This window comes from Amycolatopsis sp. H20-H5, from assembly GCF_035828755.1.
Lineage (GTDB): Bacteria > Actinomycetota > Actinomycetes > Mycobacteriales > Pseudonocardiaceae > Amycolatopsis.
Window position 1 is genome coordinate 87,960 of sequence record NZ_JAYMZS010000014.1, and the last position, 22,370, is coordinate 110,329.

The 22,370-nt window shown below is 67.1% G+C and carries 30 protein-coding genes and 2 pseudogenes; 16 read left to right on the forward strand and 16 right to left on the reverse strand.

Annotated features, from left to right (window positions below; genetic code table 11):
• Positions 1–3: 3 nt before the first annotated feature.
• Positions 4–783, reverse strand: a complete 780-nt coding sequence (locus tag QMK34_RS11020) for an ABC transporter ATP-binding protein (protein WP_326413639.1) — start codon at positions 781–783, stop codon at positions 4–6.
• 80 nt (positions 784–863) lie between these two features.
• Between QMK34_RS11020 and QMK34_RS11025 the strand changes: the two genes are divergently transcribed.
• A complete protein-coding gene (locus QMK34_RS11025) occupies positions 864–1,322 on the forward strand; it encodes a GbsR/MarR family transcriptional regulator (protein ID WP_326413640.1) in 459 nt (152 codons plus the stop codon).
• 260 nt (positions 1,323–1,582) lie between these two features.
• Here the strand turns inward: QMK34_RS11025 and QMK34_RS11030 are convergent, their stop codons facing one another.
• From QMK34_RS11030 to QMK34_RS11050, 5 genes are all read right to left on the reverse strand, one after another.
• A complete protein-coding gene (locus tag QMK34_RS11030; RefSeq protein ID WP_326413641.1) occupies positions 1,583–1,726 on the reverse strand; it encodes a hypothetical protein in 144 nt (47 codons plus the stop codon).
• 101 nt (positions 1,727–1,827) lie between these two features.
• Positions 1,828–2,571 carry a SulP family inorganic anion transporter gene (locus tag QMK34_RS11035; protein ID WP_326413642.1) on the reverse strand — a complete coding sequence of 248 codons (744 nt, stop codon included), beginning with the start codon at positions 2,569–2,571 and terminating at the stop codon, positions 1,828–1,830.
• Positions 2,572–2,638: 67 nt separating this feature from the next.
• Positions 2,639–3,931, reverse strand: a complete 1,293-nt coding sequence (locus QMK34_RS11040) for an ArsB/NhaD family transporter (RefSeq protein ID WP_326413643.1) — start codon at positions 3,929–3,931, stop codon at positions 2,639–2,641.
• Positions 3,932–3,962: 31 nt separating this feature from the next.
• Positions 3,963–4,409: a CBS domain-containing protein gene (locus QMK34_RS11045; RefSeq protein ID WP_326413644.1), complete on the reverse strand. Its 447-nt coding sequence runs from the start codon at positions 4,407–4,409 to the stop codon at positions 3,963–3,965.
• Positions 4,410–4,448: 39 nt separating this feature from the next.
• The gene (locus QMK34_RS11050; protein WP_326413645.1) at positions 4,449–5,675 is read right to left on the reverse strand and encodes a cation:proton antiporter; all 1,227 of its coding nucleotides are present in this window, start codon (positions 5,673–5,675) and stop codon (positions 4,449–4,451) included.
• 225 nt (positions 5,676–5,900) lie between these two features.
• On the opposite strand from QMK34_RS11050, the gene QMK34_RS11055 reads away from it, so the two are divergent.
• From QMK34_RS11055 to QMK34_RS47770, 4 genes are all read left to right on the forward strand, one after another.
• Entirely contained in the window at positions 5,901–7,274 is a 1,374-nt protein-coding gene (locus QMK34_RS11055; protein ID WP_326413704.1) for an amino acid permease, read from the forward strand.
• A 175-nt stretch (positions 7,275–7,449) separates the two neighbouring features.
• A complete protein-coding gene (locus QMK34_RS11060) occupies positions 7,450–7,797 on the forward strand; it encodes an SPW repeat domain-containing protein (protein WP_326413647.1) in 348 nt (115 codons plus the stop codon).
• A gap of 25 nt (positions 7,798–7,822) precedes the next feature.
• A complete protein-coding gene (locus tag QMK34_RS11065; protein ID WP_326413648.1) occupies positions 7,823–7,951 on the forward strand; it encodes a hypothetical protein in 129 nt (42 codons plus the stop codon).
• Positions 7,948–8,127 carry a hypothetical protein gene (locus tag QMK34_RS47770; protein WP_442785128.1) on the forward strand — a complete coding sequence of 60 codons (180 nt, stop codon included), beginning with the start codon at positions 7,948–7,950 and terminating at the stop codon, positions 8,125–8,127. Before QMK34_RS11065 ends, QMK34_RS47770 begins: the two co-directional genes overlap by 4 nt.
• Here QMK34_RS47770 and QMK34_RS11070 read toward each other — a convergent pair.
• Positions 8,082–8,339, reverse strand: coding sequence for a hypothetical protein (locus QMK34_RS11070; RefSeq protein WP_326413649.1), 258 nt, complete (start codon positions 8,337–8,339; stop codon positions 8,082–8,084). The two genes, QMK34_RS47770 and QMK34_RS11070, sit on opposite strands and share 46 nt — an antisense overlap.
• Between QMK34_RS11070 and QMK34_RS47775 the strand changes: the two are divergent.
• A pseudogene (locus QMK34_RS47775) lies at positions 8,280–8,543 on the forward strand (hypothetical protein); the annotation flags it as partial. The gene QMK34_RS11070 and the pseudogene QMK34_RS47775 overlap by 60 nt on opposite strands.
• 134 nt (positions 8,544–8,677) lie before the next feature.
• Here QMK34_RS47775 and QMK34_RS11075 read toward each other — a convergent pair.
• Positions 8,678–9,127 (reverse strand): hypothetical protein, encoded by a 450-nt coding sequence (locus QMK34_RS11075; protein WP_326413650.1) that lies wholly within the window; start codon positions 9,125–9,127, stop codon positions 8,678–8,680.
• A gap of 310 nt (positions 9,128–9,437) precedes the next feature.
• On the opposite strand from QMK34_RS11075, the gene QMK34_RS11080 reads away from it, so the two are divergent.
• The gene (locus tag QMK34_RS11080; RefSeq protein WP_326413652.1) at positions 9,438–9,917 is read left to right on the forward strand and encodes a MarR family winged helix-turn-helix transcriptional regulator; all 480 of its coding nucleotides are present in this window, start codon (positions 9,438–9,440) and stop codon (positions 9,915–9,917) included.
• A gap of 20 nt (positions 9,918–9,937) precedes the next feature.
• On the opposite strand, the gene QMK34_RS11085 is transcribed toward QMK34_RS11080, so the two are convergent.
• Positions 9,938–10,123 (reverse strand): hypothetical protein, encoded by a 186-nt coding sequence (locus QMK34_RS11085; protein ID WP_326413653.1) that lies wholly within the window; start codon positions 10,121–10,123, stop codon positions 9,938–9,940.
• Between the two features lie 149 nt (positions 10,124–10,272).
• Positions 10,273–10,692, reverse strand: coding sequence for an SPW repeat domain-containing protein (locus QMK34_RS11090; protein WP_326413654.1), 420 nt, complete (start codon positions 10,690–10,692; stop codon positions 10,273–10,275).
• A 263-nt stretch (positions 10,693–10,955) separates the two neighbouring features.
• Here QMK34_RS11090 and QMK34_RS11095 point away from each other — a divergent pair, with 263 nt between their 5' ends.
• The 4 genes and pseudogenes from QMK34_RS11095 to QMK34_RS11110 form a co-directional block, all read left to right on the forward strand.
• Positions 10,956–11,264: a hypothetical protein gene (locus tag QMK34_RS11095; protein WP_326413655.1), complete on the forward strand. Its 309-nt coding sequence runs from the start codon at positions 10,956–10,958 to the stop codon at positions 11,262–11,264.
• Positions 11,265–11,267: 3 nt separating this feature from the next.
• Complete coding sequence (locus QMK34_RS11100) at positions 11,268–11,981, forward strand: response regulator transcription factor (RefSeq protein WP_326413657.1); 714 nt, start codon at positions 11,268–11,270, stop codon at positions 11,979–11,981.
• 8 nt (positions 11,982–11,989) lie between these two features.
• On the forward strand, positions 11,990–13,372 hold the full coding sequence (locus QMK34_RS11105) for a sensor histidine kinase (protein ID WP_326413705.1): 1,383 nt from the start codon (positions 11,990–11,992) through the stop codon (positions 13,370–13,372).
• Positions 13,373–13,693: 321 nt separating this feature from the next.
• Positions 13,694–13,936: pseudogene (locus QMK34_RS11110) on the forward strand (winged helix-turn-helix transcriptional regulator); the annotation flags it as partial.
• Here QMK34_RS11110 and QMK34_RS11115 read toward each other — a convergent pair.
• Entirely contained in the window at positions 13,889–14,092 is a 204-nt protein-coding gene (locus QMK34_RS11115) for a hypothetical protein (protein WP_326413710.1), read from the reverse strand. The pseudogene QMK34_RS11110 and the gene QMK34_RS11115 overlap by 48 nt on opposite strands.
• 86 nt (positions 14,093–14,178) lie before the next feature.
• Between QMK34_RS11115 and QMK34_RS11120 the strand changes: the two genes are divergently transcribed.
• Entirely contained in the window at positions 14,179–14,370 is a 192-nt protein-coding gene (locus QMK34_RS11120) for a hypothetical protein (RefSeq protein WP_326413711.1), read from the forward strand.
• A gap of 8 nt (positions 14,371–14,378) precedes the next feature.
• On the opposite strand, the gene QMK34_RS11125 is transcribed toward QMK34_RS11120, so the two are convergent.
• Genes QMK34_RS11125 through QMK34_RS11140 form a run of 4 tightly spaced genes read right to left on the reverse strand, consistent with a single transcriptional unit; the run spans position 14,379 to position 16,344 of the window.
• Positions 14,379–15,407 (reverse strand): ion channel, encoded by a 1,029-nt coding sequence (locus QMK34_RS11125; RefSeq protein ID WP_326413658.1) that lies wholly within the window; start codon positions 15,405–15,407, stop codon positions 14,379–14,381.
• 27 nt (positions 15,408–15,434) lie between these two features.
• Complete coding sequence (locus QMK34_RS11130) at positions 15,435–15,728, reverse strand: YrhK family protein (RefSeq protein WP_326413659.1); 294 nt, start codon at positions 15,726–15,728, stop codon at positions 15,435–15,437.
• Positions 15,725–16,084 carry an STAS domain-containing protein gene (locus QMK34_RS11135; protein ID WP_326413660.1) on the reverse strand — a complete coding sequence of 120 codons (360 nt, stop codon included), beginning with the start codon at positions 16,082–16,084 and terminating at the stop codon, positions 15,725–15,727. The genes QMK34_RS11130 and QMK34_RS11135 overlap by 4 nt, the downstream gene beginning before the upstream one ends.
• Positions 16,081–16,344, reverse strand: coding sequence for a hypothetical protein (locus tag QMK34_RS11140; RefSeq protein ID WP_326413662.1), 264 nt, complete (start codon positions 16,342–16,344; stop codon positions 16,081–16,083). Before QMK34_RS11140 ends, QMK34_RS11135 begins: the two co-directional genes overlap by 4 nt.
• Positions 16,345–16,601: 257 nt before the next feature.
• Between QMK34_RS11140 and QMK34_RS11145 the strand changes: the two genes are divergently transcribed.
• The 3 genes from QMK34_RS11145 to QMK34_RS11155 all read left to right on the forward strand — a co-directional run bounded on the left by QMK34_RS11145 (position 16,602) and on the right by QMK34_RS11155 (position 19,851).
• The gene (locus QMK34_RS11145; protein ID WP_326413663.1) at positions 16,602–18,386 is read left to right on the forward strand and encodes a chloride channel protein; all 1,785 of its coding nucleotides are present in this window, start codon (positions 16,602–16,604) and stop codon (positions 18,384–18,386) included.
• A 199-nt stretch (positions 18,387–18,585) separates the two neighbouring features.
• Complete coding sequence (locus tag QMK34_RS47780; protein ID WP_442785129.1) at positions 18,586–18,873, forward strand: nitroreductase/quinone reductase family protein; 288 nt, start codon at positions 18,586–18,588, stop codon at positions 18,871–18,873.
• Between the two features lie 36 nt (positions 18,874–18,909).
• Positions 18,910–19,851 (forward strand): cytochrome c oxidase assembly protein, encoded by a 942-nt coding sequence (locus tag QMK34_RS11155; RefSeq protein ID WP_326413665.1) that lies wholly within the window; start codon positions 18,910–18,912, stop codon positions 19,849–19,851.
• 125 nt (positions 19,852–19,976) lie between these two features.
• Here the strand turns inward: QMK34_RS11155 and QMK34_RS11160 are convergent, their stop codons facing one another.
• The gene (locus QMK34_RS11160; protein ID WP_442785133.1) at positions 19,977–20,399 is read right to left on the reverse strand and encodes a MerR family transcriptional regulator; all 423 of its coding nucleotides are present in this window, start codon (positions 20,397–20,399) and stop codon (positions 19,977–19,979) included.
• Positions 20,400–20,658: 259 nt separating this feature from the next.
• Between QMK34_RS11160 and QMK34_RS11165 the strand changes: the two genes are divergently transcribed.
• Positions 20,659–22,161, forward strand: a complete 1,503-nt coding sequence (locus tag QMK34_RS11165; protein ID WP_442785130.1) for a SulP family inorganic anion transporter — start codon at positions 20,659–20,661, stop codon at positions 22,159–22,161.
• Positions 22,162–22,370: the final 209 nt, after the last annotated feature.

Below are 22,370 nucleotides of genomic sequence, written 5' to 3' on the forward strand. Positions count from 1 at the left end.
TGTTCAGCAGCGGGACCTGCAGCCCGAAGGCGGTGGACTGCAGGTAGCCCGCCGCCGAGGAGATGTCGTCGAGCCGGAAGGCATCCCGCAGTGCCTGGGGAAAGTTGGCCAGGACGTCGGCCATGGCGCCACCTGCGAGCTGGGGGATAGAAGCTCGCATACATCGCGGCCACGGTGTCGAAGGTGATCAGTCGGCCGTCTCGGATGATGCCGACCCGGTCGGCGACCCGTTCGACCTCGCTCATGATGTGCGAGGACATGAACACCGGCCGCCCTGGTTTCGGTCACCAGTTGCAGGAACGTCTGCTGCACCAAGGGATCCAGGCCCGAGGTCAGCTCGGGCTGGTGCATGAACGCCTGCACCAGCCCCACCTTCTGCTGGTTGCCTTTCGACAGCGTCTTGATCCGTGCACCGAGATCGAGGTCGAGGCGTTCGGTCAATCCTGCGATCCGTGTGCGGGCGATGCCGCCGCGCAGGTTCGGCAGGAAGGTCAGGCAGTCGTCGACGGTCTGGCGGGTGTCGACGACGAAGTCACCCGCCAGATACCCGATCCGCCGCTGCGGAGCGACCGCGTCGGATCGCGGGTCCGACCCGAGCACGCGGACCGTGCCTCCGGTGGGCCGGATCAGGTCGACCAGCAGCCGGATGGTGGTCGACTTGCCCGCACCGTTGGGGCCGAGGTAGCCGAATACCTCACCGCGGGCGATGTCGAGGGACAGACCGGCCAGGCCGCGGCGGCGCCCGGTCTTGGTGAGCTGGTCGAGCCGGATGACCGATTCCATGCCCCACACTGTACTGAATTTTCGCAAATCTCCAAACACTGCGAACTGTTAGGATCGTGTCAAGATAACCGAGGAGGGGCATGTCCGACACCACCGACGCGGCCGAGCAACTGGCGTTGATGCTGACACAGAGCGGCCTGCAGCGGATGACCGCACGCGTCCTCGCGGCGTTCCTGTTCGCCGAACAGGACACCGGCACCGCGGGCGAGATCGCCGAACGACTGGGCATCAGCCCCGGATCGGTGTCGACCGCCATCAAGTCCCTCATCAGCGTCGGACTGATCGAGCGAGTCCCGGCGCCCGGCAGCCGCCGCGAGCACTTCCGCGTGCCCGACGAAGGCTGGGCCACGTTGATGTCCACCCAGAACACGGTCGTGCAGATGATGCAAGACGCCGCAGACAAAGGCATCCAGGCCGCCGGCGAGGACAGCATCGCCGGTCGTCGGCTGGCCACCATGCGCGACTTCTACGCCCACGTCATGCGCGAACTGCCCGCCGTCATCGACCGCTGGCGCGCCACCAGAAACGTCGACACGTGATCCGTCCACGCGTACCGGGCTGAGCGGTCAACCAGGAAGCGGAGCTTCTCTACAGCTTGACGGTAACGCACGGTCACATTATCGGTCGGCGCGGTCGAAAACGCCACGGCGGCTGTGGACTGTCGACGGCACTTGATTGAGCGAGCGGGCTCGGGCGTCTCCGCCGGTCGCCGCTACAGTCTGGCCGCGGAAGAACACGGCGACCACGGCACGGGAACGACTGGCCGGACTGTTCGGCGATGCCGAACCGACCGGGTCGTTCAGCGCTGAACTGAGGTCGCCTGCATCGGGCCGGTGAACCTTCCGGTCCGCGCGCCGCAGGCGAAGAAGCTCATCGCGGTGGCGCGGTCGGCGATGTTCGGCCGGGGCGAGGAGACGCTGACGGACACCAGCGTCCGCGACACCGAGGATGGCAACTTCCACGGTCAGCAAGGGCTGCTCCGACCGACCTTTCCCTGGACAGCGCTGCGCGCGCGACTGACGTACGGGCGGACCCCCGCGATGGCTAGGCTGTCACTACGAGACGGCAGGCGGGCGGTTGTTCACCCAGCGCGTGACGTGCTCGCGGCGTGTGTGACCGCCTCGGGCAAAGTGGCGAACACGTGGCCACGGGCGAGAATCGGGGCCAGGGTGCCGACGGTGGCCAAGAGTCGGGTGTGTTCGGGTGTGGCACGTGTTTGGTGAGCAGCGCGTGCTCGGTGTCGCTGGTGATGCCGTCGGGCTCAACGACTCCGGCACCGCTCGAGCGGTCTTCGCCATCCGCGCCACGACCAGGCACCGCGACGGCCGGCCCCGCTTCGACGGCCGTGATGAGGTCGAAAGCCATTGTGCAGACGGCGGTCATCACGAACACGACAGCGTCGGCGCGAGTGGAGCGGAGGACGGCCCGGACGGTGTGACGCTCCACCATGCGGTAAGCGACGACCAGCAGGACCCCGGCCAGCGCGACCAGCGGGATCCTGCCCACCAGCTCGGATGCGGCGTAGATGACCGCCAGCAGGAGCGCGTGGGTCAGCGCGGCGACCCTGGTCTGTGCTCCGGATCGGGCGTTGACCGCCGTGCGGGCGATCGCGCCGGTGGCCGGGAGGCCGCCGCACAGTCCCGACGCGATAACGACGGGCAGGCAGCACTGCCTTCGGCTCAGCGATCTCGTCGTCGATGGGCCGCGCGCAGGGCGACAACGGCTAGCGCGAACACGACGATGAGGACAATGACGGGAACGAGGTGCGGCATGATTCCGTCCTTTCACGGCCGGGTAGTGAGTAGTTTCGGGGGCCAGGCCGAAGCTGGCACAAGGTGGTTCAGCGGGTGCCCGGTCAGGCGAGTACGAAGTAGCGCAGCCACAGGTACGGGGCCGCAACCAGGATTGTGACGACAGTGACGACGGCGCCTTTCTTGGTGAATTCCCAGAAGGAGATCCGCGAGCCGGCTCGGGCGGCGATGCCGAGCATGACGACGTTGGCGCTGGCGCCGACAGCCGTCATGTTGCCGCCGAAGTCCGCGCCGAGCGCGAGCGACCACCACAACGCCTCCGAATGTGTCGGGTCGGGGATGTCGTTGGTCAACGCGAGTACCAGCGGGCTCATCGTCGCCACATAAGGGATGTTGTCGATGACGCCGGACAACAACGCCGATACCCCGAGGATCAGCATCACCGCGAGCAGTGCGTTGCCGCCGGTGGCGTCGGCGGCGAGTTTCGCCAGTTCGCCGATGACCCCGGTTTTGACCAGCGCGCCGATCATCACGAACAGACCGGCGAAGAACAGCAGCGTCTCCCATTCAACGCTGGCCAGATAGTGCTTGGGTTGCGCTTTCGAGATCAACACCAGCACTCCGGCGCCGAGCAACGCGACCACCGACGGTTCGATGTGGATGACCGAATGCGCGACAAACGCGACGAAGACCGCGAGCAACACCAGGCCGCTCTTGAGGAGCAAGCGCGGATTCTGAATGGCCTCGCGCTCGTTGAGTGCCATCACGTCGGCGACCCGGTCGGGGTCGACGGTGAACGATCCGCGGAACAGGCGCGGCAGGATGACGACGAGCACGACGATTTCGATCGCCACGATCGGCGCCAGGTTGACCAGGAAATCGTTGAACGTGAGCCCGGCACGGCTGCCGATGATGATGTTCGGCGGGTCACCGATCAGCGTGGCCGCACCGCCGATGTTGGAGGCGAGGACCTCGGCGATGAGGAACGGGACGGGGTTGATGTCGAGGCGGTCGCAGACCAGCAACGTCACCGGCGCGATCAGCAGGATGGTGGTGACGTTGTCCAGCAACGCCGACGCGACCGCTGTGATCAGGACCAGCAGGATCATCACCCGCAGCGGTGAGCCCTTGGCACGTTTGGCCGCCCAGATGGCGACGTACTCGAAGACACCGGTCTTGCGCAGCACCCCGACGATGATCATCATGCCGAGCAGCAGGAAGATGACGTCCCAGTCGATCCCGGTGTCGTGGGAGTAGAACGCGTCTTCCGATCCGACGACGCCGAGGGCGAGCACGATCCCGGCCCCGGCCAGCGCGGCGACCATCTTCGGGATCTTCTCCGTCGCGATGAACAGGTACGCCACGACGAACACCGCGATCGCGGCGACTGTGCTCATCGCTCGCCCGGCCCATTCAGCGCGCGGAGCGTCAGCGCGGTAAGAGTGCGAGCTGCAGCAGCCTCGACGCGGAGATCACCCCGAGCAGCGTCTTGCCCTCCATGACCGCGACCAGCGGGCAGCGCAGCCGGGCCATGATCGCGGCGACCTCGATGATCGTGTCGTCGGCGTCGACCCGCGGCAGCTCGGCCGGTTCGTCGGGCAGGAGGCTGCGGACGGTCTTGCCCCCGAGCTTGTCCGCGACACGGTCGGCCATGGACTCGTCGAGCACCCGGGCCAGCGACGGGTCGTCTCGCACGTAACTCGGCACCAGGAACTGCACCACCTCCGACGCGGGAAGGATCGACTGCGGACAGCCCGTCCGGTCGGTCACCACGATGCCGGGGAGCCGATGCTCGGCCAGCAGCCGCGCGGCGTCCAGCGCATGGGAATCCAGATCTACGACCGGGAACTCCTCGGCCATCTCTCCTGCGTGCATCTGGCCAGGCTACGACGCGCCGGGCGGTCGTGCCGAGGGTCATTCCGTACTCCTGTCGTGTTGTTGATGCCCGTCACCACGATCGGGCCGTCCGGTGGGCAGGTTGTCGGGAGGTTCGAAACTCAGGGCTTTGGCCACCGGGACGTCGGTCGAGGAGTGCAGCACGATCGACAGCGCGATGGTCACCGCGACCAGGTCGAACACCTGCTGGCTCTCGGCGATGCCGGATTGCAGCGCCAGCAGCCCGTACACCACCGAGGCGAAACCCTTCGGGCCGAACCACGCGGCCGCATACCGCTCTCGTTTGCCCAGCGGCGTCCTGAGCAGGGAAAGCATCATGGCCGCGGGCCGGACCAGCACGATCGCCACCACGGCCAGGATCCACCCGCCGGGGGTGAGATGGGACAGCCGATCCGGGGTGATGAGGGCGCCGAACACGAGCAGCGCCGCGAACTTGGTGATCTCCGAGAGGAGGTCGCCCAGTGGTTCGAAATGCTCGGCGGCGGTGCGGTCGAGCGTCGCCAAGGTCGACCCGGCGGCGAACGCGGCCAGGTATGGATTGGCGTGGGTGAGGTGGCAGCCCGCGTACAGCATCACCGCGATCGCCAGCGGACCCAGCGCTTGCAACCGGGGTTCCGCGGTCAGCACCTTCAGCCGCCACGCCCAGCTCACCAGCGCGGGCACCGCGATGCCGAGAACCAGGCCGAGCAGCAGTTCGACGCCGATGTTCGCGAGCCCCGTCGAGGTGTGCGTGGCCGTGGCGAGGAAGATCAGCACGAACGGCAGGGCGAGCCCGTCGTTGAGGCCGGACTCGACGTTGAGCAGCCGCCGCAGGCGCAACGGCACGTCCGTCCGGCCGACGATCGCCGCGGCGAACACGGGATCGGTCGGCGACAGGATGGCGCCGAGCAGCAGCGCGACCGGCCAGTCGAGCCCGACCAGGAAATGCGCCGGGACCGCGATACCGACCATCGTCAGCGGCATGCCAAGACCCAGCGCCCGGCCGGACAGCTTCCAGCCTTCCTTCAACGCCGGAAGGCTCGCGCGCTGGCCGTCGGTGAACAACACGGTGAACAGGGCGATGTCGGCCAGCGCGGTGACCAGCGGATCGTGTGGGCCGATGCCGACCAGGCCGAAGCCGCCCTGCCCGATGAGCGCTCCGGCGAGCAGGAACAGCAGCGCGGTTGAGAGGACCGTGCGAGCGGCGACACCCGAGAGCGACACGCTGACCAGCAGAACCACGCCGAATGCGAGCACGAGCGCCATGAAAATTCGTCCTCAAGTCGGGTGACCCCACCTCGGTCCCGAGGCGGGGTGCCGACCAGACTTCCCGGCGCTCCACGCGTAAAGATGCCGCAAAGGGCGCGCGGGGGCAAACCGACCTCGGTCACGTTCTGCCAAGGTGATCCAGCGCTGGACGCTAAGGAAGCGTAAACAGGGCACGCGGCGGGTTGACACACAGGATCGACGGAGGTTCGGGCATTGAGTCAGGTGACAAACTCGCCGAAGGGCTCGGGGCTGATGAACAGCCGCCCCGTGCTGCTGTTCGCGTTCGCGTTCGCGGTGATGGCAGACCCGGTCTCGTCGGTGGCCTACGCGATCGAAGCCGCGCTGCGCGCCTTGCATGGCGACCTCGCGCTGCTCCTGCCCACGATGGGCCTGGTCGTGGCGATCGTCGTGCTGGTCATCGTCAACTACCACCAGCTCGTCGCCCGCTACCCCCAGGGCGGGGGCGCCGCGGCGGCGACCGGTGAAGCGTTCGGAGAAGGTGCCGCGTTCATCCCGATCGGTGCGCTCATCGTCGACTTCGTCCTTACCATCGCCATCAGCTCCGCCGCCGGGGCCTCCGCGATCATCGCGTTCGTCCCCGCACTGGCACCGTGGCGGGTCCTGATCGCGGTGCTCCTGGTCGTGGCGGTGGCAGGCGGCACCTGGTTCGGGCACCTCGGCCGGACCGTGTTCGCCGTGATGACCGTCGGGTTCATCCTGCTCGCGGTCGCCGTGCTCGTCTCCGGCCTGTTCGTCGAGCCTCACCCGGCTGTCGCCTCGTCGGCGGATCCCGGGCACTCCCCGGTGCTGGCCGTGGCACTGGCCTTCCCGGTGGCGATGGCGCTGGCGACCGGCATCGAGGCGCCGTCCTCGGCGATCGCGCAGCTCGGGCAGCTCGACGATCCTGGGCGTCGGCGTTTCGGCCGGGTCACGCTGTGGCTGACCCTCGGTGTGGTCGGCACCATCACCCTTGGCCTGACCGCACAGGCCGTGCGGCTCGGCATCGGCGTCCCGCACGATGACACCACCCAGATCGCCGAACTTGCCAGGGCAGCCACTTCCACCCCGGTCTTCGCCGCCTTCCAGCTCACTACCGCGCTCCTGCTGCTCTCCGCCGCCAGCTCGTCGTTCCAAGCGGGCCCAGGCCTGTTCAAGGCCCTGGCTCGCCAGCGTGACACCAACGGCGTCAGCACCGGCATCCTGCCCACCTGGCTAGGCCGCACCAACAGCCACCACACCCCGTACTGGGGGGTCGTGGTGTTCATGCTCGCCGCCGCGATCGTCACGGCCGCCGCCGGTGGGCGCGATCAGGAACTCGTCCTGTTCTACGCCGCGTCGGTGTTCGTCAGCTTCCTCGCCGGGCTTCTGGCCATGTCACGATTCTCTTTGCGAGAGAAGCGGTTCGGCTTTCTCGCCATCAACGTCATCGGCGCTGTCGCCGTCGGCTTCACCCTCGCGGTGAACCTCACCCGGGGCGACCCGATCATCTCCATCGCCGGAGCGCTGCTCATCTCCTTCGTGCTCTACCGGCTCTGGGTCCGCTCCGGCCGTCCACGAGGCATCCGCAACGTCGCCGCCGACGCCGAACACGAATAGCCGCGGTTTCACCGACGAACCGGCGATCGCAAGCTGATCGTCAGGTCCGACACGCGCTGAATGCGGGATGCTGGGCAGCGCGATTCCCACCCAGTCAAGGAAGCAAGCAGTGACAGAGGCACACACTCGTCGCTCGGCGAAAGCCAGTGGCGGCAACGGGACCGAAAGCAACGTCGTGCTCGCCGTCATCGACGGCCTCACCTTCGCGGTCGGAGTCTGGTTGGCGCTGTCGTCGTTCACGATCGACCTCGACCACGATTTCACCAATCCCTGGAACGACGGGCTGGTCGGTACTTGCCTGGCCGTATTGGGTGCCTCATCACTGATCTCGGGCGTCGGCCACGGCTGGTTTCCGGCCAGAATTCCGCTGGCTGCCTGGCTGATCACCACCCCCTTCGTCGTCGGCTACACGGACACCCCCATGGCGAGCGGAACGACGAACGACATCGTCACGGGCGCGATCGCGCTGTCACTCGGACTCAGCGGGGTCCTCGAACGCAAGCGCACCGGGCGACGTGTGTAACGCCGCCGTGCCAGAGGGAGGACAGTTGTTCGATATCGAGGCCGACCACCACCCGCACAACGCGGTCATCGCCGGATTCGACGGCTCGGAAGCCGCCTGGGAAGCAGTGCACTGGGCCGCTGGGGAAGCAGCAGGCGCAAGGCCGCCCTGTTGATCGCCCAGGTCTTCGACCAGCCTTGGCCCTCGGCCGTGACCGCGGCCCCCGCCGCACCCTGGGTCTTCGATACCCGACCGGAGCGCGAACTCGTACTGCCGGACGTTCGCGCGACAGCGGAAGCCCTGCGTCATGCCCAGCCCGACCTGGACGTCAGGGCGGTGCTGCGCGGGTGAAACCCACGCAGGCGACAATCGTGCCGGAACTGGCCAGGCTCGTCCGGTGCCCGCTGGTGGTGCTCCGCACCGATCATCCGGCTCAGCCTCACCCCGATGGCCGAAAGCGGCCAGTGGTGGTCGGCGTTGACCACCCCGAGGCGAGTGCCGAGGTGGTCGGGTTCGCTCTCGACTTCGCCCAACGACACCGCCTCCGGGTTCAGCTCGTCCACGCCTGGACCGACGTCGAGCTGGACAAGGCACTCTCCGAACTCGTGGCGAACACCGCTACTCCCGCGCACACCGTCTTCACTGACAAGTTACGCGAGTGGCAAACCCGCTACCCCGGGGTGCTCATTCAGTGCGAGTTCGTCCGCGAGCGTCCCGCCGACGCCCTGATCTCACGAGCCGTGGACTCCGCACTGGTCGTGGTGGGCAGCCACAGCCGTGGAGCACTTCACCGCGCGTTGTTCGGCTCAGTGAGCCGCACCGTCCTCACGCCGTTCACCCGGGCCGGTGGCGGTGCTTCCCGCGGGGTGAGACGGCGATGGCCACGACCACCAGCCAGGTCTCAAGCAGCCCACGGTTCTTGCCAGGCCTGCGAAGCGCGCCGTTCGGCGGCTGCGGCGGCCTGCTCGTGCCGGCGCATCTCGACGGCGGTCGGCGCCACGATCGCCGCCGCGCGCTCTCGGCTGGCTTCCGCATGCCTGGCCGCCACGAACGCACGAACCAGCGCGTCGATCCACGGCGGGGAATGACGCGTGTGCAGGCGGATCTCAGCACAAGCCGTGGCCGCGAGCGCCAGTTCGTCGTAGGCGATCGCATGCAACTCGGCGACCCTGGCCAGCTCCAGCTCCGCCAGACCTGCCGAATCGCCGCAGGCGGCCAGTTCTATCGCGCTTTCCCGGTGCTTCGCGGCGATGGCGCGAACACGCTCGGCGTTCGCCGAATGCCCGCGCGTGTCTTGGCCGCCCCCGTCGACAATGGACACTTCGGCAGTTACGGCAACGCTGGTCTTCACTACGTTCCACCTCTCCGGTTCCCATGCCCACAACGGTGCGACGCCGCGTCTGTCGCCGAGCGCGCGCAGCGGGATGGGCTCCAGTCCAGGTTGACATGAACCTGGACGGCCGGACCTGACGACCACCTTACGATCGCACCGTCGTGAGTCCGGAAAATCACAGTCAAGGCAAGTGTTGCCCTGTGCACCGTCACAACGGAGAACCGGCGGGAAAACCGGCAACCGGCCCTTCACCGTGACTGGCGTCGGCCCTGGAAACCGCGAAGCGACCTGTCACCCGCGCGAGGCGGCCGTGAGGCACACTGGAGACATGACCCGCACTACCGCCACCGACGTCGACGCCGTCACCGATGCCGTGCTGACCGCGTCGCGGCTGCTGGTAGCCGTCTCCGCCCGCTCGATTTCGGCCGCGGGCGACCTGATCACCCTGCCGCAGTTCCGGTTGCTGGTCATCCTGCACACCCGCGGGCCACTCAAGCACGCGGCACTGGCCGAACACCTCGCGGTCAACCCCTCGACGGCGACCCGCATGGTCGATCGGCTGATCGCCGTCGAGATGGTGCACCGCGAGCACAATCCCTCGTCACGGCGCGAAATCACGCTGGAACTCACACCGGAAGGCGCCCGCATGGTCCGGCAGGTCACCGCGCGCAGGCGAAAGGAAATCGCGAAGATCGTCTCCAAGATGCCGGAGAGCGCGCGAACCGGCATGGTCGAGGTCCTCGGCGCCTTCGCCGAAGCAGGCGGCGAGCCACCGGCGGAAACCACCCTCGAGGCCATCTGGTCCTGACGTCGCTGTCCGGTGGTGACCTACCCGGTTTCGCCTTGGGTATCCCGATACAAGTCAAGCCGGTAGTGCGCCAGCCGATGCAAGAGTTCCTCGAGCGCACCCGGCGGAGTCTGACCGTCGAGGTCGTGACGAGCGGCCTCCACCGTGCGGTCGACGACGCTGCGCGGAACGCGGCCGGCGAATTCCACCGACAACTGGTCGCTCACGTCTGTCGACATTGTCCCCGACCTCCGTCACCCGTTTTCGCGGTGTTCACAGCCCGCGTTGATACCAGGATGCACCATCTGGGCCGGGATGTACCTGACGAACTGCTTGCGAAACGCGCAGGATCACCTGGGTCGACGCCAGGCGAAGGTCAACGCGGGCCGACGTCGGCACGCTGCCGGTAGGTGAGTACCGCGCTCACACCGCCGAGCGCGAGCAGCAACGCTCCCATGACGAGGTCGTCGATCTTCGACACGCCCATCCCCGCCGGACGCAGGGCGAGCGCGGCGACGATCAGCCACAATCCCAGCGCCGCGTTGAGAAGGCTCAGCCACGGCATGTTCTTGGGCGCGACGATCCGCGCCAGCGCCGAGGCGACCACGATGATGGCGATCATCACGTCGTTCGTGGCGGCGAAACCGCTCGCGGCCACGCCGTGGTGCAAGACGAACGGCGCGAACCCGAGCCAGAGTGCGTCCAGGAAGACGAATGAACTCGGCAGGCTGGGGTTGACGCGACTGTCCGTGCCCGGCCCGATCCACAAGTAGCGTTCAGCTTGCTGATCAACCACGTGACCTCCTCTGCCGATCACCGACAGCTCGAACAGATTATTGCACAGAGCAACGATTGCCGCGCGGCCGCCGAGTAGTAGAAGGCAGAATTCACCGTCGCGGGTGCGGGCGTATTCCCGGCGGAATCCGGTTCGCGGGCCCGCGGCCGTCGCGAACGATCGGGCGCCGCGCCGCCGCGGCATGCCGCCGGACCGGCCGGGGCGGAGCCACCTCCGGCCGGTTGACCCAGCACTCGAACAGTAAGATCAGGACCGCGAGAACGATGGCGGCAAAGCCGATCACCGGCGAAGCCGAGCTGATGGTCACCACCGCGATCAGCGCCAACGGCCCGATCGCGAGAAAGCAGTACGGATCAGGCAACCCCATCAGCGGGCGTCTGCTCATCATCGTCATCATCTCCTTGGCGGGCCGACACCTCTTCGTCATGACCTCCGAGATCTCACCCTTGCATGATGCAATAATTGTTCACAACAGTGATGCGACATACAACACCCATCGGTGGTCTACACTGCGACCAGGTGTGCCGGGAAGCCTGGTCGGCAGCAACGAAGTCGACGGCGAAAACAGGTGACCGATGACGGCTGAAGTGAACATGGACCAGACAGGCGTCGGTGTCCGCGTCCTGCTGGTCGAGGACGACGAGCTCATCAGCCAGGCGTTGGGCTTGGCCCTCGCCGACGAGGGCTTCGACGTCCTGCCGGCCGCCACCGGCGAGCAGGGCCTCAAGCTGCTCGAGTCCGAAACCGTGGATCTCGTCCTGCTCGACCTGATGCTCCCCGGTATGGATGGGCTGGCCGTCTGCCGCACGCTCCGTGCGCGCGGCGACCTCCCGATCATCGTGATCACAGCTCGCACCGAGACCGCCGACGTGATCAACGGTCTCGAGGCGGGCGCTGACGACTACGTGACCAAACCGCTGATCGCGGGCGAGCTGGCCGCGCGGATCCGCGCGCTGTTACGCCGCAGCGCCCCGGCCCGGCGCGCCGAACTCCGCGTCGGCGGCCTGCGCATCAGCCCGCTGGAGGAAGCGGTCCGCCGCGACGGCAGGGAAATCCACCTGACCCGCACCGAGTTCCGCCTTCTGGTCGAACTGGCCTCCGCGGACGGGCAGGTGGTCACTCGCGAGCAGCTGCTGCAGCGGGTCTGGGGGCACGACTACTTCGGCGACACACGGCTGCTCGACGTCCATGTCCGCAGGCTCCGCCGCAAGATCGAGCCCGATCCCGACGATCCGGTCGTCGTGCTCACCGTCCGCGGCGTCGGTTACAAGACCAGCATGGACTCGTGAGCCTGGCCATGCGGCGGGGAATCCGGACGGGGCTGAGCAGGCTTTCACTGCGCTGGAGACTTTCGGCCGCTTTCGGCATGGGGCTGCTGCTGGTGGTGAGCGCCCTCGCGATCGCCACGTGGAACCTGTCCACGGGATACATGCTCGCCCAGCGGGAGCAGAGCGCCACCCAGCAGGCGGAAGTCAACGTCCGGCTGGTGGAGCGAGCCATCAACGCCCAGTCCAGCGGGCTCGACGAGCTGCTGACCGGCTTGGCGACCGGACCCGACTCGACGATCCTGCTCTACCGGCGGGGTCGGTGGCTCACCAGCGGTCGTCAAGTGGGCAGTGCGTCACTTCCGCCCGCGCTGCTGGATCTGGCACACCATGGCAGCCCTGCGCGGCAGCGACTCATCTCGGACGGAATACCGGTGCTCGCGGTCAGCCTTCCCGTCAATGCCGACGACGGCGTCTACATCGAACTCTATCCCCTGCTAGAACTCGATCGCACTTTCCGTTACCTGAGCACACTGCTGGTGACGGGAACCCTCTCGTGCGCGCTGCTCGGCGTGGTTCTGGGAGCCTGGGCGAGCCGCAGGGCCCTTCGCCCACTCACCGCGCTCACCGCCGCCGCTTCCCGGGTCGCCGCCGGCGACCTCGGCGCTCGGCTACCGCAGCAGGCGGACCCGGACCTGGCACCGCTGGCGACGACGTTCAACGCCACGGCCGAAGCTCTCGAACAGCGGGTGAAACGCGACGCCCGGTTCGCCACCGACGTCAGCCACGAACTCCGCTCACCGCTGACCACGATGGTCAACGTCGCCGAAGTCCTGGAGCGTCGCCAAGAAGCGCTGCCCGACCCGGCGAAACGCGCCTTGAGGCTGCTACTGGCGGAGGTGCGGCGATTCCGGCGCATGGTGGTCGACCTGCTCGAAATCTCGAGCGCCGACCAGCAGGCGGCGAACCATTCACTGGAAGTCGTCGACCTGGTGGAGCTGGTACGCAACATCGTGGCCAGCAGGAGGGCATCGGATCTCGAGGTGCAAAGCGACGGCCCACCGCCGCTCGTGGCCGCTGACCGGCGCCGGCTCGACCGCGTCGTGGACAACCTCCTGGACAACGCCGAACGCTACGGCGGTGGCGCCGTCAGGGCAGCCGTCCTGCGCGACGACGGGAAGGCGAGGATCGAGATCGACGACAACGGCCCCGGAGTTCCCCCGGACCTGCGCGACCAGGTGTTCGAACGGTTCGCTCGCGGCGCGTTCGCCGGACGGCGCGGCCCCGACACCGGGAGCGGCCTCGGCCTGGCCATCGTGGCCGATCACGTCAGACGTCATCACGGAACGGTCTGGGTGGAAGACCGCCCTGGCGGCGGCGCCCGCTTCGTCGTAGAGCTGCCGGAGGCAGGCTGATGAGAAGATGGATCGTGGCGAGTCTGCTCGCCTGCGCTCTGAGCGCAGCGGGATGCGGTGTGACCGCCGAGGACGAACCCGAGCCGCTGACCACACCTCCCGCCGCCACGTCGCCGACGATCACCCAGCGCACAGAACCCGTGGCCACCTGTGCGTCGCCGAGCACCTCGTCACCGGCAAAGCCGACGAAAACGTCAGACACTCGTCAGGTTCAACCTTCCTGTCTTCCCCCAGAATGAGTAACGGCCAGCACACCTAGCCAGGGAGAACCGTGACCGTGGACTTCTCGGGCTGCCCGTCCAAGGTGGTGCTGCACCGCTGATGCGCTACGCCCAGCACTGTCCCGTCGCCACTGCGACCGAGGTCCTCGGCGAACCCTGGACACTGCTGGTGGTTCGCGAACTGCTGTACGGAAATTCGCGGGTCAATCAGATCGCGCCGGGTGTGCCGGGCATGTCGGCCGCGCTGCTGACGTCAAGACTCCGGCGCCTTCGCGACGTGGGTTTGGTCACCGAGTCATCGCCGTCCTCCCGGCAAGCCCGCTACGAACTGACGCCCGCGGGCCGTGAACTCGAGCCGCTGGTCGAGCAGCTTGGCCGGTGGGGCAGGCGATGGTTGCCACCACCACGCGTCGGAGACCTCGACCCCGGCCTGCTCCTGCACGACATCTGCCGCGGAATCGACCAGCCCGCGTGGCCGGACCGGCCGACAGCGGTGCACGTGCGATTCACCGAAGTACCCCAGCCTCGCTGGTGGTGGCTGGTCTTATCGGGGGAAACGCGACAGCCACTCACCAAGACCCGAGATTGCCCACACCGGTTCGCATCAAGTGCACGCTCAGCGCGCTGGCCAACGTCTGGCTCGGGCACACCCAGTGGTTCGACGCACTGCGCGACCGGAACATCATCCTGGCCGGCAGTTCCGGCGACATCAGGGCGGCCATCGCCATGCTCGGCACGAACCGCTACCTCGCCACCCTGGATGCGGCGACGACGTAGCGCGCGAATCAGGGTCGCAGAGCTTGCTCGAGCTGCTCGGGCATGAGCCGTCGCTCGCCGACGTAGTAGAGCACGGCGCCCGGCGGAAGTTCGACATCCCGGCCGGGATTGACGGTCAGCACTCCGCCGACACGGGCGGCGAGCAGGATCACCCCGTGCCTGTCACCCAACGTCGCCTGGCAGAAGCCGAACCTGACCGAACCGAAGGCTTCGGGCAGCGTGACGGAATACGTGTTCGCCCCGCCCTGGGTCATGAGCTCGGCGTACATCTCGCTGATGCCCGGCGAGCTCAGCTCTTCGGTGACCATCCGAGGACTGTGCCATTGCACGCACCGGATGTTCTCATCGACATAACGCAGCAGAGGCGCTCTTTCCAGGTCCCGCAAGGTGACGACGACATGCGACCGTACACTCACGTGGTCGACGGTCACCGCCACGGCCAGCGCCTCGTTGTCGTCGCGGACATCGATCAGCACCGTCTTGGCCCGTTCCACCCCGGCGCGATACAAGACGTCACGCGCGGCGAGGTCGCCTCGGACGAACGTGACCGGCAGGTCCGGCATCGGGTGGGTGACAACCTCTTCCCACGCACAGAGGACCAAGGTGGAGGCACCGTCGGCGAGTAGCTGCTGGACCATGCGTTCCGTCCTCCCCGGCGTGTATCCCAGTAGCACCACGTGATCGGTCGAATCCACCTCACCGGAACCTCGCATTCGTCGTCCTCTCGCTTGCTCGACCGCGGTCACCATTTTGGTGAACAGCGTGGTGAGCGCGACAATGCCACCAATGATCACGTAGCCACCCACGACATGCCCGGCACCCGTCTCCGGAGCGAAGTCGCCGTACCCCACAGTCGCCGCGGTGACGACGAAATACCACCAGTAGTTTTCCGGCCGCACGAGCCCGCTTCCCGCGGGTTCGAACAAGGCCATCAACGGCCAGCTCGTCCCGAACACCACCACGATGACCGCCGCCGGGGTCAGCCAGGTGCGCAGCGCGGCAAGACGGGCGAGCAGCCGGGACAGCACGAACGGCATACCCCACCTCACCTTTTCTTCAGTGCCTCAGAACTCCGTGGAAGCACCGAACGTCGGCTCGCCTTGGATACGACGAAGGTGGACAGTCCGGGTGAGCCGGATACCCGGACGGATCAGCAGTTCGACGCTACCCACGAGAAAGAACCAGGTTCCCGCGGTGGTCGTCGCGCCGAAGAAGAACAGAATGCTGCCGACCACGAACCACATCGCGATCAGGATGTCGTTGACGATGCTGAGCGCCTCGTACCTTCGACGGATCACCAGTTCGTCATGCCCGAAGGTGAGGACCAGCGGCGACCGGGATTCCGGGGTGGCCGTCAAGACGCAGCACCGTCCAAAGCCTGATCGTCGGCGGAAGCCAGGCCGGCAAGGCAGAGATATCCGCGGGTATGCCGGCTTCGGCTGAGGATCCGCAGACCGGCGCCCCGGTCCTTGACCGCCTGACGGATCTCGACAAGAACGGCAAGCCCGGAAACACCGAAAAACGAGGTGCGGGTGAGATCGACCACCAAAGTCTTGCGTGACTCAGGAAGAAGCGCACTCAACAGGTCCGCCAGATCCGGAGCCGAAATCATGTCGATCTCACCGGTCACGGTGACCACAGCTCCTTTCGCGTCTTCTCGACACTGTGCGGAAGCCATGTCCGACAACACCCTCTCCGCGAAAATAACCGTCATTCCGACCAGCCCGCGTCAAACCACAGTGGCCCGTCGACGACCGCGCCGTTGGCACGGGCACGGCGATAGCGGATCAGGCGATGTCGCGACAGGCTGCCCAGCATGTCCTCCGCGGCCTCGGGTTCTATCCGACCAGAAAGCTCCCGGTGCGCACGCTCGACCGTGGCGGCGACAACGCCCAGTGGCACCTGCCCGCGAAATTCCACGAGCATCCTGCCTATCATCTGCTCCACCAAGCTCGAGGTCACGTGAACGGACATCGCCTCAGACCTCCTCCTTCACCTGGGCAGCGTCGAATCCGACACCGACCGTCACCAGCCAGGTTATCGGCCGACTTGACACGAATCGGCATTCGCGCCTTGCGAAAACCTTGCGATCGACGAGAGCGACGCGGTAAAGCCTGCCTGAACACCCAGTCAACCAGGCTTCAGTTCATCCCCTGGACAGCCTGGCGGACGCGCTCGTGTATGTCGTGTCACGTATACAAGCACTAGGCAACTGTTCCATACTGCAACATATGGTGTCAGCAAACGTTGGACCGCGACGGTCCCTCCCGCTCCCGGCCCGCCAGCCGATCGGCCGCTGGCTGCGGGAAAGCTCCACCGGGCTGGTCGCCCTCGCGATCACCATCGGCGCGGGCGCCGGACTCGGCGCGATCGCGTTCCGCTGGTTGATCGGCTCCTTCACCCAGCTGTTCTCGGGTCACGCCGACTACTCCGATGCCGGCGGCGACGCCCACCCCTGGCTACCCGCGCTGGGGCCGTGGTTCGTCCTGATCGCACCAGTGTTGGCCGGTCTGGTCTACGGACCACTCGTGGCCAGGTTCGCCCCGGAAGCACGCGGTCATGGGGTCCCCGAGGTGATGTACGCGGTGGCCGAACGTGGCGGCCGGATTCCAGCGCAGGTCACGGTCGTGAAAGCGATCGCGTCGGCGATGTGCATCGGCTCCGGCGGCTCAGTCGGCCGCGAAGGCCCGATCGTGCAGATCGGCTCGGCACTCGGCTCAACGCTGGGACGCCTCACCAGGCTGCCGGAGTCACGCCTGCGGGTGCTCGTCGCGTGCGGTGCCGCGGGCGGGATCGCGGCGACGTTCAACGCGCCGCTCGCCGGGCCGTTCTTCGCGATGGAGCTGATCCTGCGGGACTTCGCGATGGAGTCCTTCGGCGCGGTCGTGCTCTCCAGCGTCGCGGCCAGCGTCGTCGGGCGCGCGGTACTCGGCAGCGCCGCTTTCCTCAACCTGCCGCCGTTCACTCTGCGCAGCCCGGTCGAATATCTGCTGTTCGTCGCGCTCGGTGTGGTAGTCGGCGTGGTCGGCGTCCTGTTCACTCGGGTGCTCTACTGGATCGAAGACGCCTGCGACTGGGCCTGGCGCGGCCCCGAATGGCTCCGCCCCGCGGCCGGGGGCCTGCTACTGGGTGTCGTTCTGCTGGTGCTGCCCCAGATGTACGGCGTCGGCTACCCGGTGCTGGAGAACGCCGTCGAAGGCAAGTACGTGTTCTGGTTCCTGCTGGTCCTCCTCATCGGGAAGATGATCGCGACCAGCCTGACCATCGGCATCGGCGGCTCCGGCGGGGTGTTCGCGCCGTCGCTGTTCCTCGGGGCCATGGCGGGCACCGCGTTCGGGATCCTCGTGCACGCCTGGCTGCCCGGCATGACCGCGTCACCAGGAGTCTACGGGTTGATCGGGATGGGCGCGGCCTTCGCGGGGGCGGCCCGCGCACCCATCACCGCGGTGATCGTCCTGTTCGAACTCACCGGGCAGTACACGATCATCCTGCCGATGCTCACCGCGATCGTCATCGCCACGCTCACCAGCAAAGCACTGTCCCGGGACACCATCTACACCCTCAAACTCCGCCGTCGCGGTATCGACCTCGACAAGCCCAAGGGCTCGCCCCGCCTCGACGGGACGCGGGTGGGCACCGTGCTTGAGCCGTTGCCCGAACCGCTCGACGAACACACTACGCTCGACGACGCGGCCCGCTCGCTCGCGCGGTCCGACCACGGGATCCTGCCGGTCACCGGCGCCGACGGCCGCTACCACGGCTGCGTCACCGCCCGCGCCGTCGCCGAATCCCTCGACGACGAGCAGACGGCCACGCGCACGATCGCGGACCTCGCCGAGCTGCCACCGCTGGTGACCACAGGTTCCACCCTGAGCGCCGCGTTGTCCGCCCTCGTCGCGGACCAGGGCAACGGGCTTCCCGTTCTCGACCCCGGGACACACGCGCTCGTCGGCTGGATTACCCACCAGACCATCCTCACCACCCTGCAACCAGCGACCACGGCGAAGGTGGACTGAACATGGGCCTGCTCAACGAAAAGCCGCCGTTGTGGTTGCACCTGATCTTCCGTGCCCCTATCGCGCTCTACCGCGTCGGGCTGGGCAGGGTCATCGGGCACCGTCTTGTCCGCATCGTCCACATCGGACGCTCAAGCGGACGACGCCGCGAAACCGTCCTCGAGACGATCGCTACGATCCCTCGGCTCAAGAAGTCGTCGTGGTCTCGGGCCGGGGGTCGTCGAGCGACTGGTATCGAAACCTCGAAGCCGCCCCTGCCGACGAAGTCCGGATCGGTGCGCACACCTGGCACGCACCGGCACACCGCGTACTCGGTCTCGATGAAACTGTCCGGCTTCTGAGCAACTACCGAATTGCGCACCCACATCTGTGGAAACGGCTGTCCCCGCTCATCGGAGCACCGCGCGACCCCGACGAGCGAGCGTGGCGCGAGCTCGCGGAGCGACTGCGCGCGGTCGCGTTCAGCCCGAGGATCCCCTCGTCGTGACACCTCCATCGACTCCGCTGTCCTGGGGACACTGCGATGACGGCGTGGACGTTCAGACCAGTAGCCGATATCGCGATCCTCATCGCCGCGGTGCTGTACCTGCGACTTGCCAGCAGATCTCCGAAGTGGGCCTGGCGGCGCACAGCATGGTTCCTGCTCGGATTGTCCATCCTCGTGCTCGCACTCAACGGGGCGGTGGGCGTTTACGCTCCGGTGCTGTTCTCGATGCACATGGCGCAGCACCTGCTGCTGATCACGGTGATCCCGGCGCTGATCGTGCTTGGGCAACCGCTGGAACTGCTGCGCCGCGCGAGTTCCCCACGACGGCGACACACCCTGGCGGCCCTACGCGGTAGCCCGGCGGTCGCTGTGCTGACTCATCCGCTCGTCGCGCTGGCCGGGTACACGGCGGTCCTGGTCGGCACCCATCTGACGCCGTTCATGCAGGTGATGCTTCTCCATCCGTGGTTGCACCACGTCGAAACGCTTCTCTACCTCGGCAGCGGCTACCTGTTCCTGCTCCCCTTGCTGGCACACGAGCCACTGCGCTGGCGGGTTCCCTACCTGCTGCGCCTCGCGATCCTGCTCATCGGCATGGTCGTCGACACCGTCGTCGGCGTCACGCTCCTGATGACCACCACAGAACCGTTCCCCGCGTACGCGGCACAACATCGCGCGTGGGGTCCGTCCTTGCTCGACGACCTGCACTGGGGCGGCGCCGCCATGTGGGTGGGTGGTGACGCCCTGATGGCCGCCCTGGCCGTGCTCGTCATCAACCAGTGGCTGGGCGATGCCGTGCGAGGCAATGACCTCGGCCAGTTCTTGAACTCCGCTCGACGCACCACGTTGGCCCGCACGGGTCCGGGTGCCGCTGCGCAAAAGGCCATCGCCGTCAGCGACGACGTCGACGACGACCCAGCGGCCCTTGACGCCGACAACGAGATGCTCGTCGCCCTCGCCGAACGGCAGCCACGGTGACCGACCCAGGCCCCCGCGACAAGCTCCCCGAAGAACTCGCGGGCACCACTGACTTTGGAGCGCGGTAGGTGTGGACGGACGGTGTCACGCCGGACGTCCGCACGTGAACAGAGGTGGCTTCCCAGTCAGCAAAGCAGCGCGCGGCTGGGTGCCGCGATGTCGCCAAGCCGTCGGCGCAGGGTGTCCGCGAACTCCTCGGCGCGCCCAAGTTGCGTGCGCAGGTCAGTACAGCGCTGCTGCGCGACGTGTTCGAACTCGCGCAGGGTCGTGGTCAGCACCTGTCGTTCGGCGGTGTCGATCAGCGCGCCGCTGTCGAGACGGTCGGTGGCGGCGAGTAGTTCCTGCATCTGCTCAAGGGTGAACCCGAGGGGTTTCATCCGGCGGATGACCATCAGGCGCGCGACATCGACTTCGGTGTAGAGCCGGAAACCGCCTTGGCTGCGAGCCGAAGGCACGACCAGGCCCACGTCGTCGTAATGCCGGATGGTGCGCAGCGACAGTTCCGTGCGGGTGGCGACCTCGCCGATGTGCATGTGCTCGCCGGTCATGCCATTCTCATTCTCGTCGCGGAGAGCGGTGCCTCCGGTCACACGTCGTTTGCCCTGGACGATCTCTACTCTAACGTAAGGGTAAGGTTTGGCCGGTTGCTGCGATCGCGGCCGCCCCTGGGCGACGGAGCCAGTACCGGTTTCAGTACCCACCTTGTCAGACACGAGCCACCGCTGGCGTGTTCACCTCCGGCTCTGAGCATCCGCAGGTCCACCCGCCGCCCCGGAGAGGGACGGCCCGAGCACGACAGGCTTGTTCTTGACCACCTCACCGAGTTCCCCGTCCATCCGCCTCCGGCTGACTCGCCCCACGTGGCCGGCCCCGAAGACGCTGCGCACCGAGGTCCTCGCCGGGCTGGTGGTCGCGCTCGCGCTGATACCCGAGGCGATCTCGTTCTCCATCATCGCCGGAGTCGATCCCAGCGTCGGGCTGTTCGCCTCGTTCACGATGGCCGTGGTCATCTCCATCGTCGGTGGCCGCCCGGCGATGATTTCCGCGGCCACCGGAGCTATCGCCCTGGTCGTCGCACCGCTTGCCCGCGAGCACGGGTTCGGCTACCTGATCGCCACGGTCATCCTCGGCGGCCTGATCCAGATCGTGCTCGGCTCGCTCGGCGTCGCGAAGCTGATGCGCTTCGTCCCGCGCAGCGTCATGGTCGGCTTCGTCAACGCCCTCGCCATCCTCATCTTCATCGCCCAGTTGCCCCAGCTGATCGACGTGCCATGGGCGGTCTACCCGCTGCTGGCAGGCGGCCTGCTGCTGATGGTGTTCTTCCCGAAACTCACCAAGATCGTCCCCGCGCCGCTGGTGTCCATCGTGGCGCTGACCGCGCTGACCATCGGCGCCGGGATCGCCGTGCCCACCGTCGGCGACCAGGGCACACTCCCGTCGTCCCTGCCCGTGCCAGGAATTCCGGACGTGCCGTTCACCGGGGCGACGCTGACCCTGATCGCTCCCTATGCGCTCGCGTTCGCGCTGGTCGGCCTGATGGAATCGTTGATGACCGCCAAACTCGTCGACGACATCACCGATACCCACTCGAACAAGACCCGCGAGTCCATCGGCCAGGGCATCGCCAACATCGTCACCGGGTTCTTCGGCGGCATGGGCGGCTGCGCCATGATCGGCCAAACCATGATCAACGTGAAGACCTCCGGCGCCCGTACCCGCCTGTCGACCTTCCTCGCCGGAACGTTCCTGATGATCCTGTGCATCGCGTTCGGCCCGCTGGTGTCCGACATTCCGATGGCCGCGCTGGTCGCGGTGATGATGTTGGTGGCATTCGGCACCTTCGACTGGCACTCCATCGCCCCCGCGACCCTCAAACGGATGCCCACCGGGGAGATCAGCGTCATGGTCATCACCGTCGCCGTCGTCGTGGCGACCGACAACCTCGCGATCGGCGTCGTGGTCGGCACCATCACCGCGATGGTCATCTTCGCCCGCCGCGTCGCGCACCTGGTCAACGTGAGCGCGTTGCTCGACCCCGACGGCGAACAGGTCGTCTACACCGTGACCGGCGAACTGTTCTTCGCCTCCAGCAACGACCTCGTCTACCAATTCGACTACACGAACGACCCAGGGCGGGTCGTGATCGACCTGACCGCCGCGCACATCTGGGACGCCTCCTCGGTCGCCGCGCTCGACGCCATCACCACCAGATACGAACGCCGCGGCAAGTCCGTGGATATCATCGGCTTGAACATTCCCAGCGCGACGATGCACGGCAAGCTTTCCGGCGAACTCACCGGGGGTCACTGACTTTCTCCCCGGACCAGGCGAGCGATGGCGGGACCGGTGTTTCCGCCGACCGAGGCCATGATGGTCATCGCACGTCGCAGCCGGATCGGTGCTTCGTCGCACGATCTTCGCAGTCGCTGACCTTCTTGATCGGTCAGCCGTCGCGCTCGAACTGCTGCGCCCACACTCGTCCGCCCAGGATCACCAGGCCCGAATGGCGACCTGTGTGT

Excerpts from the sequence above, each read along its gene's own strand:
- QMK34_RS11140 (WP_326413662.1), bottom strand. The coding sequence starts at position 16,344 with ATGTCCGTTCACGTGACCTCGAGCTTGGTGGAGCAGATGATAGGCAGG.
- QMK34_RS11050 (WP_326413645.1), bottom strand. The coding sequence starts at position 5,675 with ATGGCGCTCGTGCTCGCATTCGGCGTGGTTCTGCTGGTCAGCGTGTCG.
- QMK34_RS11155 (WP_326413665.1), top strand. The coding sequence starts at position 18,910 with ATGACGGCGTGGACGTTCAGACCAGTAGCCGATATCGCGATCCTCATC.
- QMK34_RS11160 (WP_442785133.1), bottom strand. The coding sequence starts at position 20,399 with ATGACCGGCGAGCACATGCACATCGGCGAGGTCGCCACCCGCACGGAA.
- QMK34_RS11040 (WP_326413643.1), bottom strand. The coding sequence starts at position 3,931 with ATGAGCACAGTCGCCGCGATCGCGGTGTTCGTCGTGGCGTACCTGTTC.
- QMK34_RS11105 (WP_326413705.1), top strand. The coding sequence starts at position 11,990 with ATGCGGCGGGGAATCCGGACGGGGCTGAGCAGGCTTTCACTGCGCTGG.
- QMK34_RS11080 (WP_326413652.1), top strand. The coding sequence starts at position 9,438 with ATGACCCGCACTACCGCCACCGACGTCGACGCCGTCACCGATGCCGTG.
- QMK34_RS11100 (WP_326413657.1), top strand. The coding sequence starts at position 11,268 with ATGACGGCTGAAGTGAACATGGACCAGACAGGCGTCGGTGTCCGCGTC.
- QMK34_RS11045 (WP_326413644.1), bottom strand. The coding sequence starts at position 4,409 with ATGCACGCAGGAGAGATGGCCGAGGAGTTCCCGGTCGTAGATCTGGAT.
- QMK34_RS11145 (WP_326413663.1), top strand. The coding sequence starts at position 16,602 with ATGGTGTCAGCAAACGTTGGACCGCGACGGTCCCTCCCGCTCCCGGCC.
- QMK34_RS11020 (WP_326413639.1), bottom strand. The coding sequence starts at position 783 with ATGGAATCGGTCATCCGGCTCGACCAGCTCACCAAGACCGGGCGCCGC.
- QMK34_RS11095 (WP_326413655.1), top strand. The coding sequence starts at position 10,956 with ATGGCGGCAAAGCCGATCACCGGCGAAGCCGAGCTGATGGTCACCACC.
- QMK34_RS11025 (WP_326413640.1), top strand. The coding sequence starts at position 864 with ATGTCCGACACCACCGACGCGGCCGAGCAACTGGCGTTGATGCTGACA.
- QMK34_RS11135 (WP_326413660.1), bottom strand. The coding sequence starts at position 16,084 with ATGACGGTTATTTTCGCGGAGAGGGTGTTGTCGGACATGGCTTCCGCA.
- QMK34_RS11125 (WP_326413658.1), bottom strand. The coding sequence starts at position 15,407 with ATGCCGTTCGTGCTGTCCCGGCTGCTCGCCCGTCTTGCCGCGCTGCGC.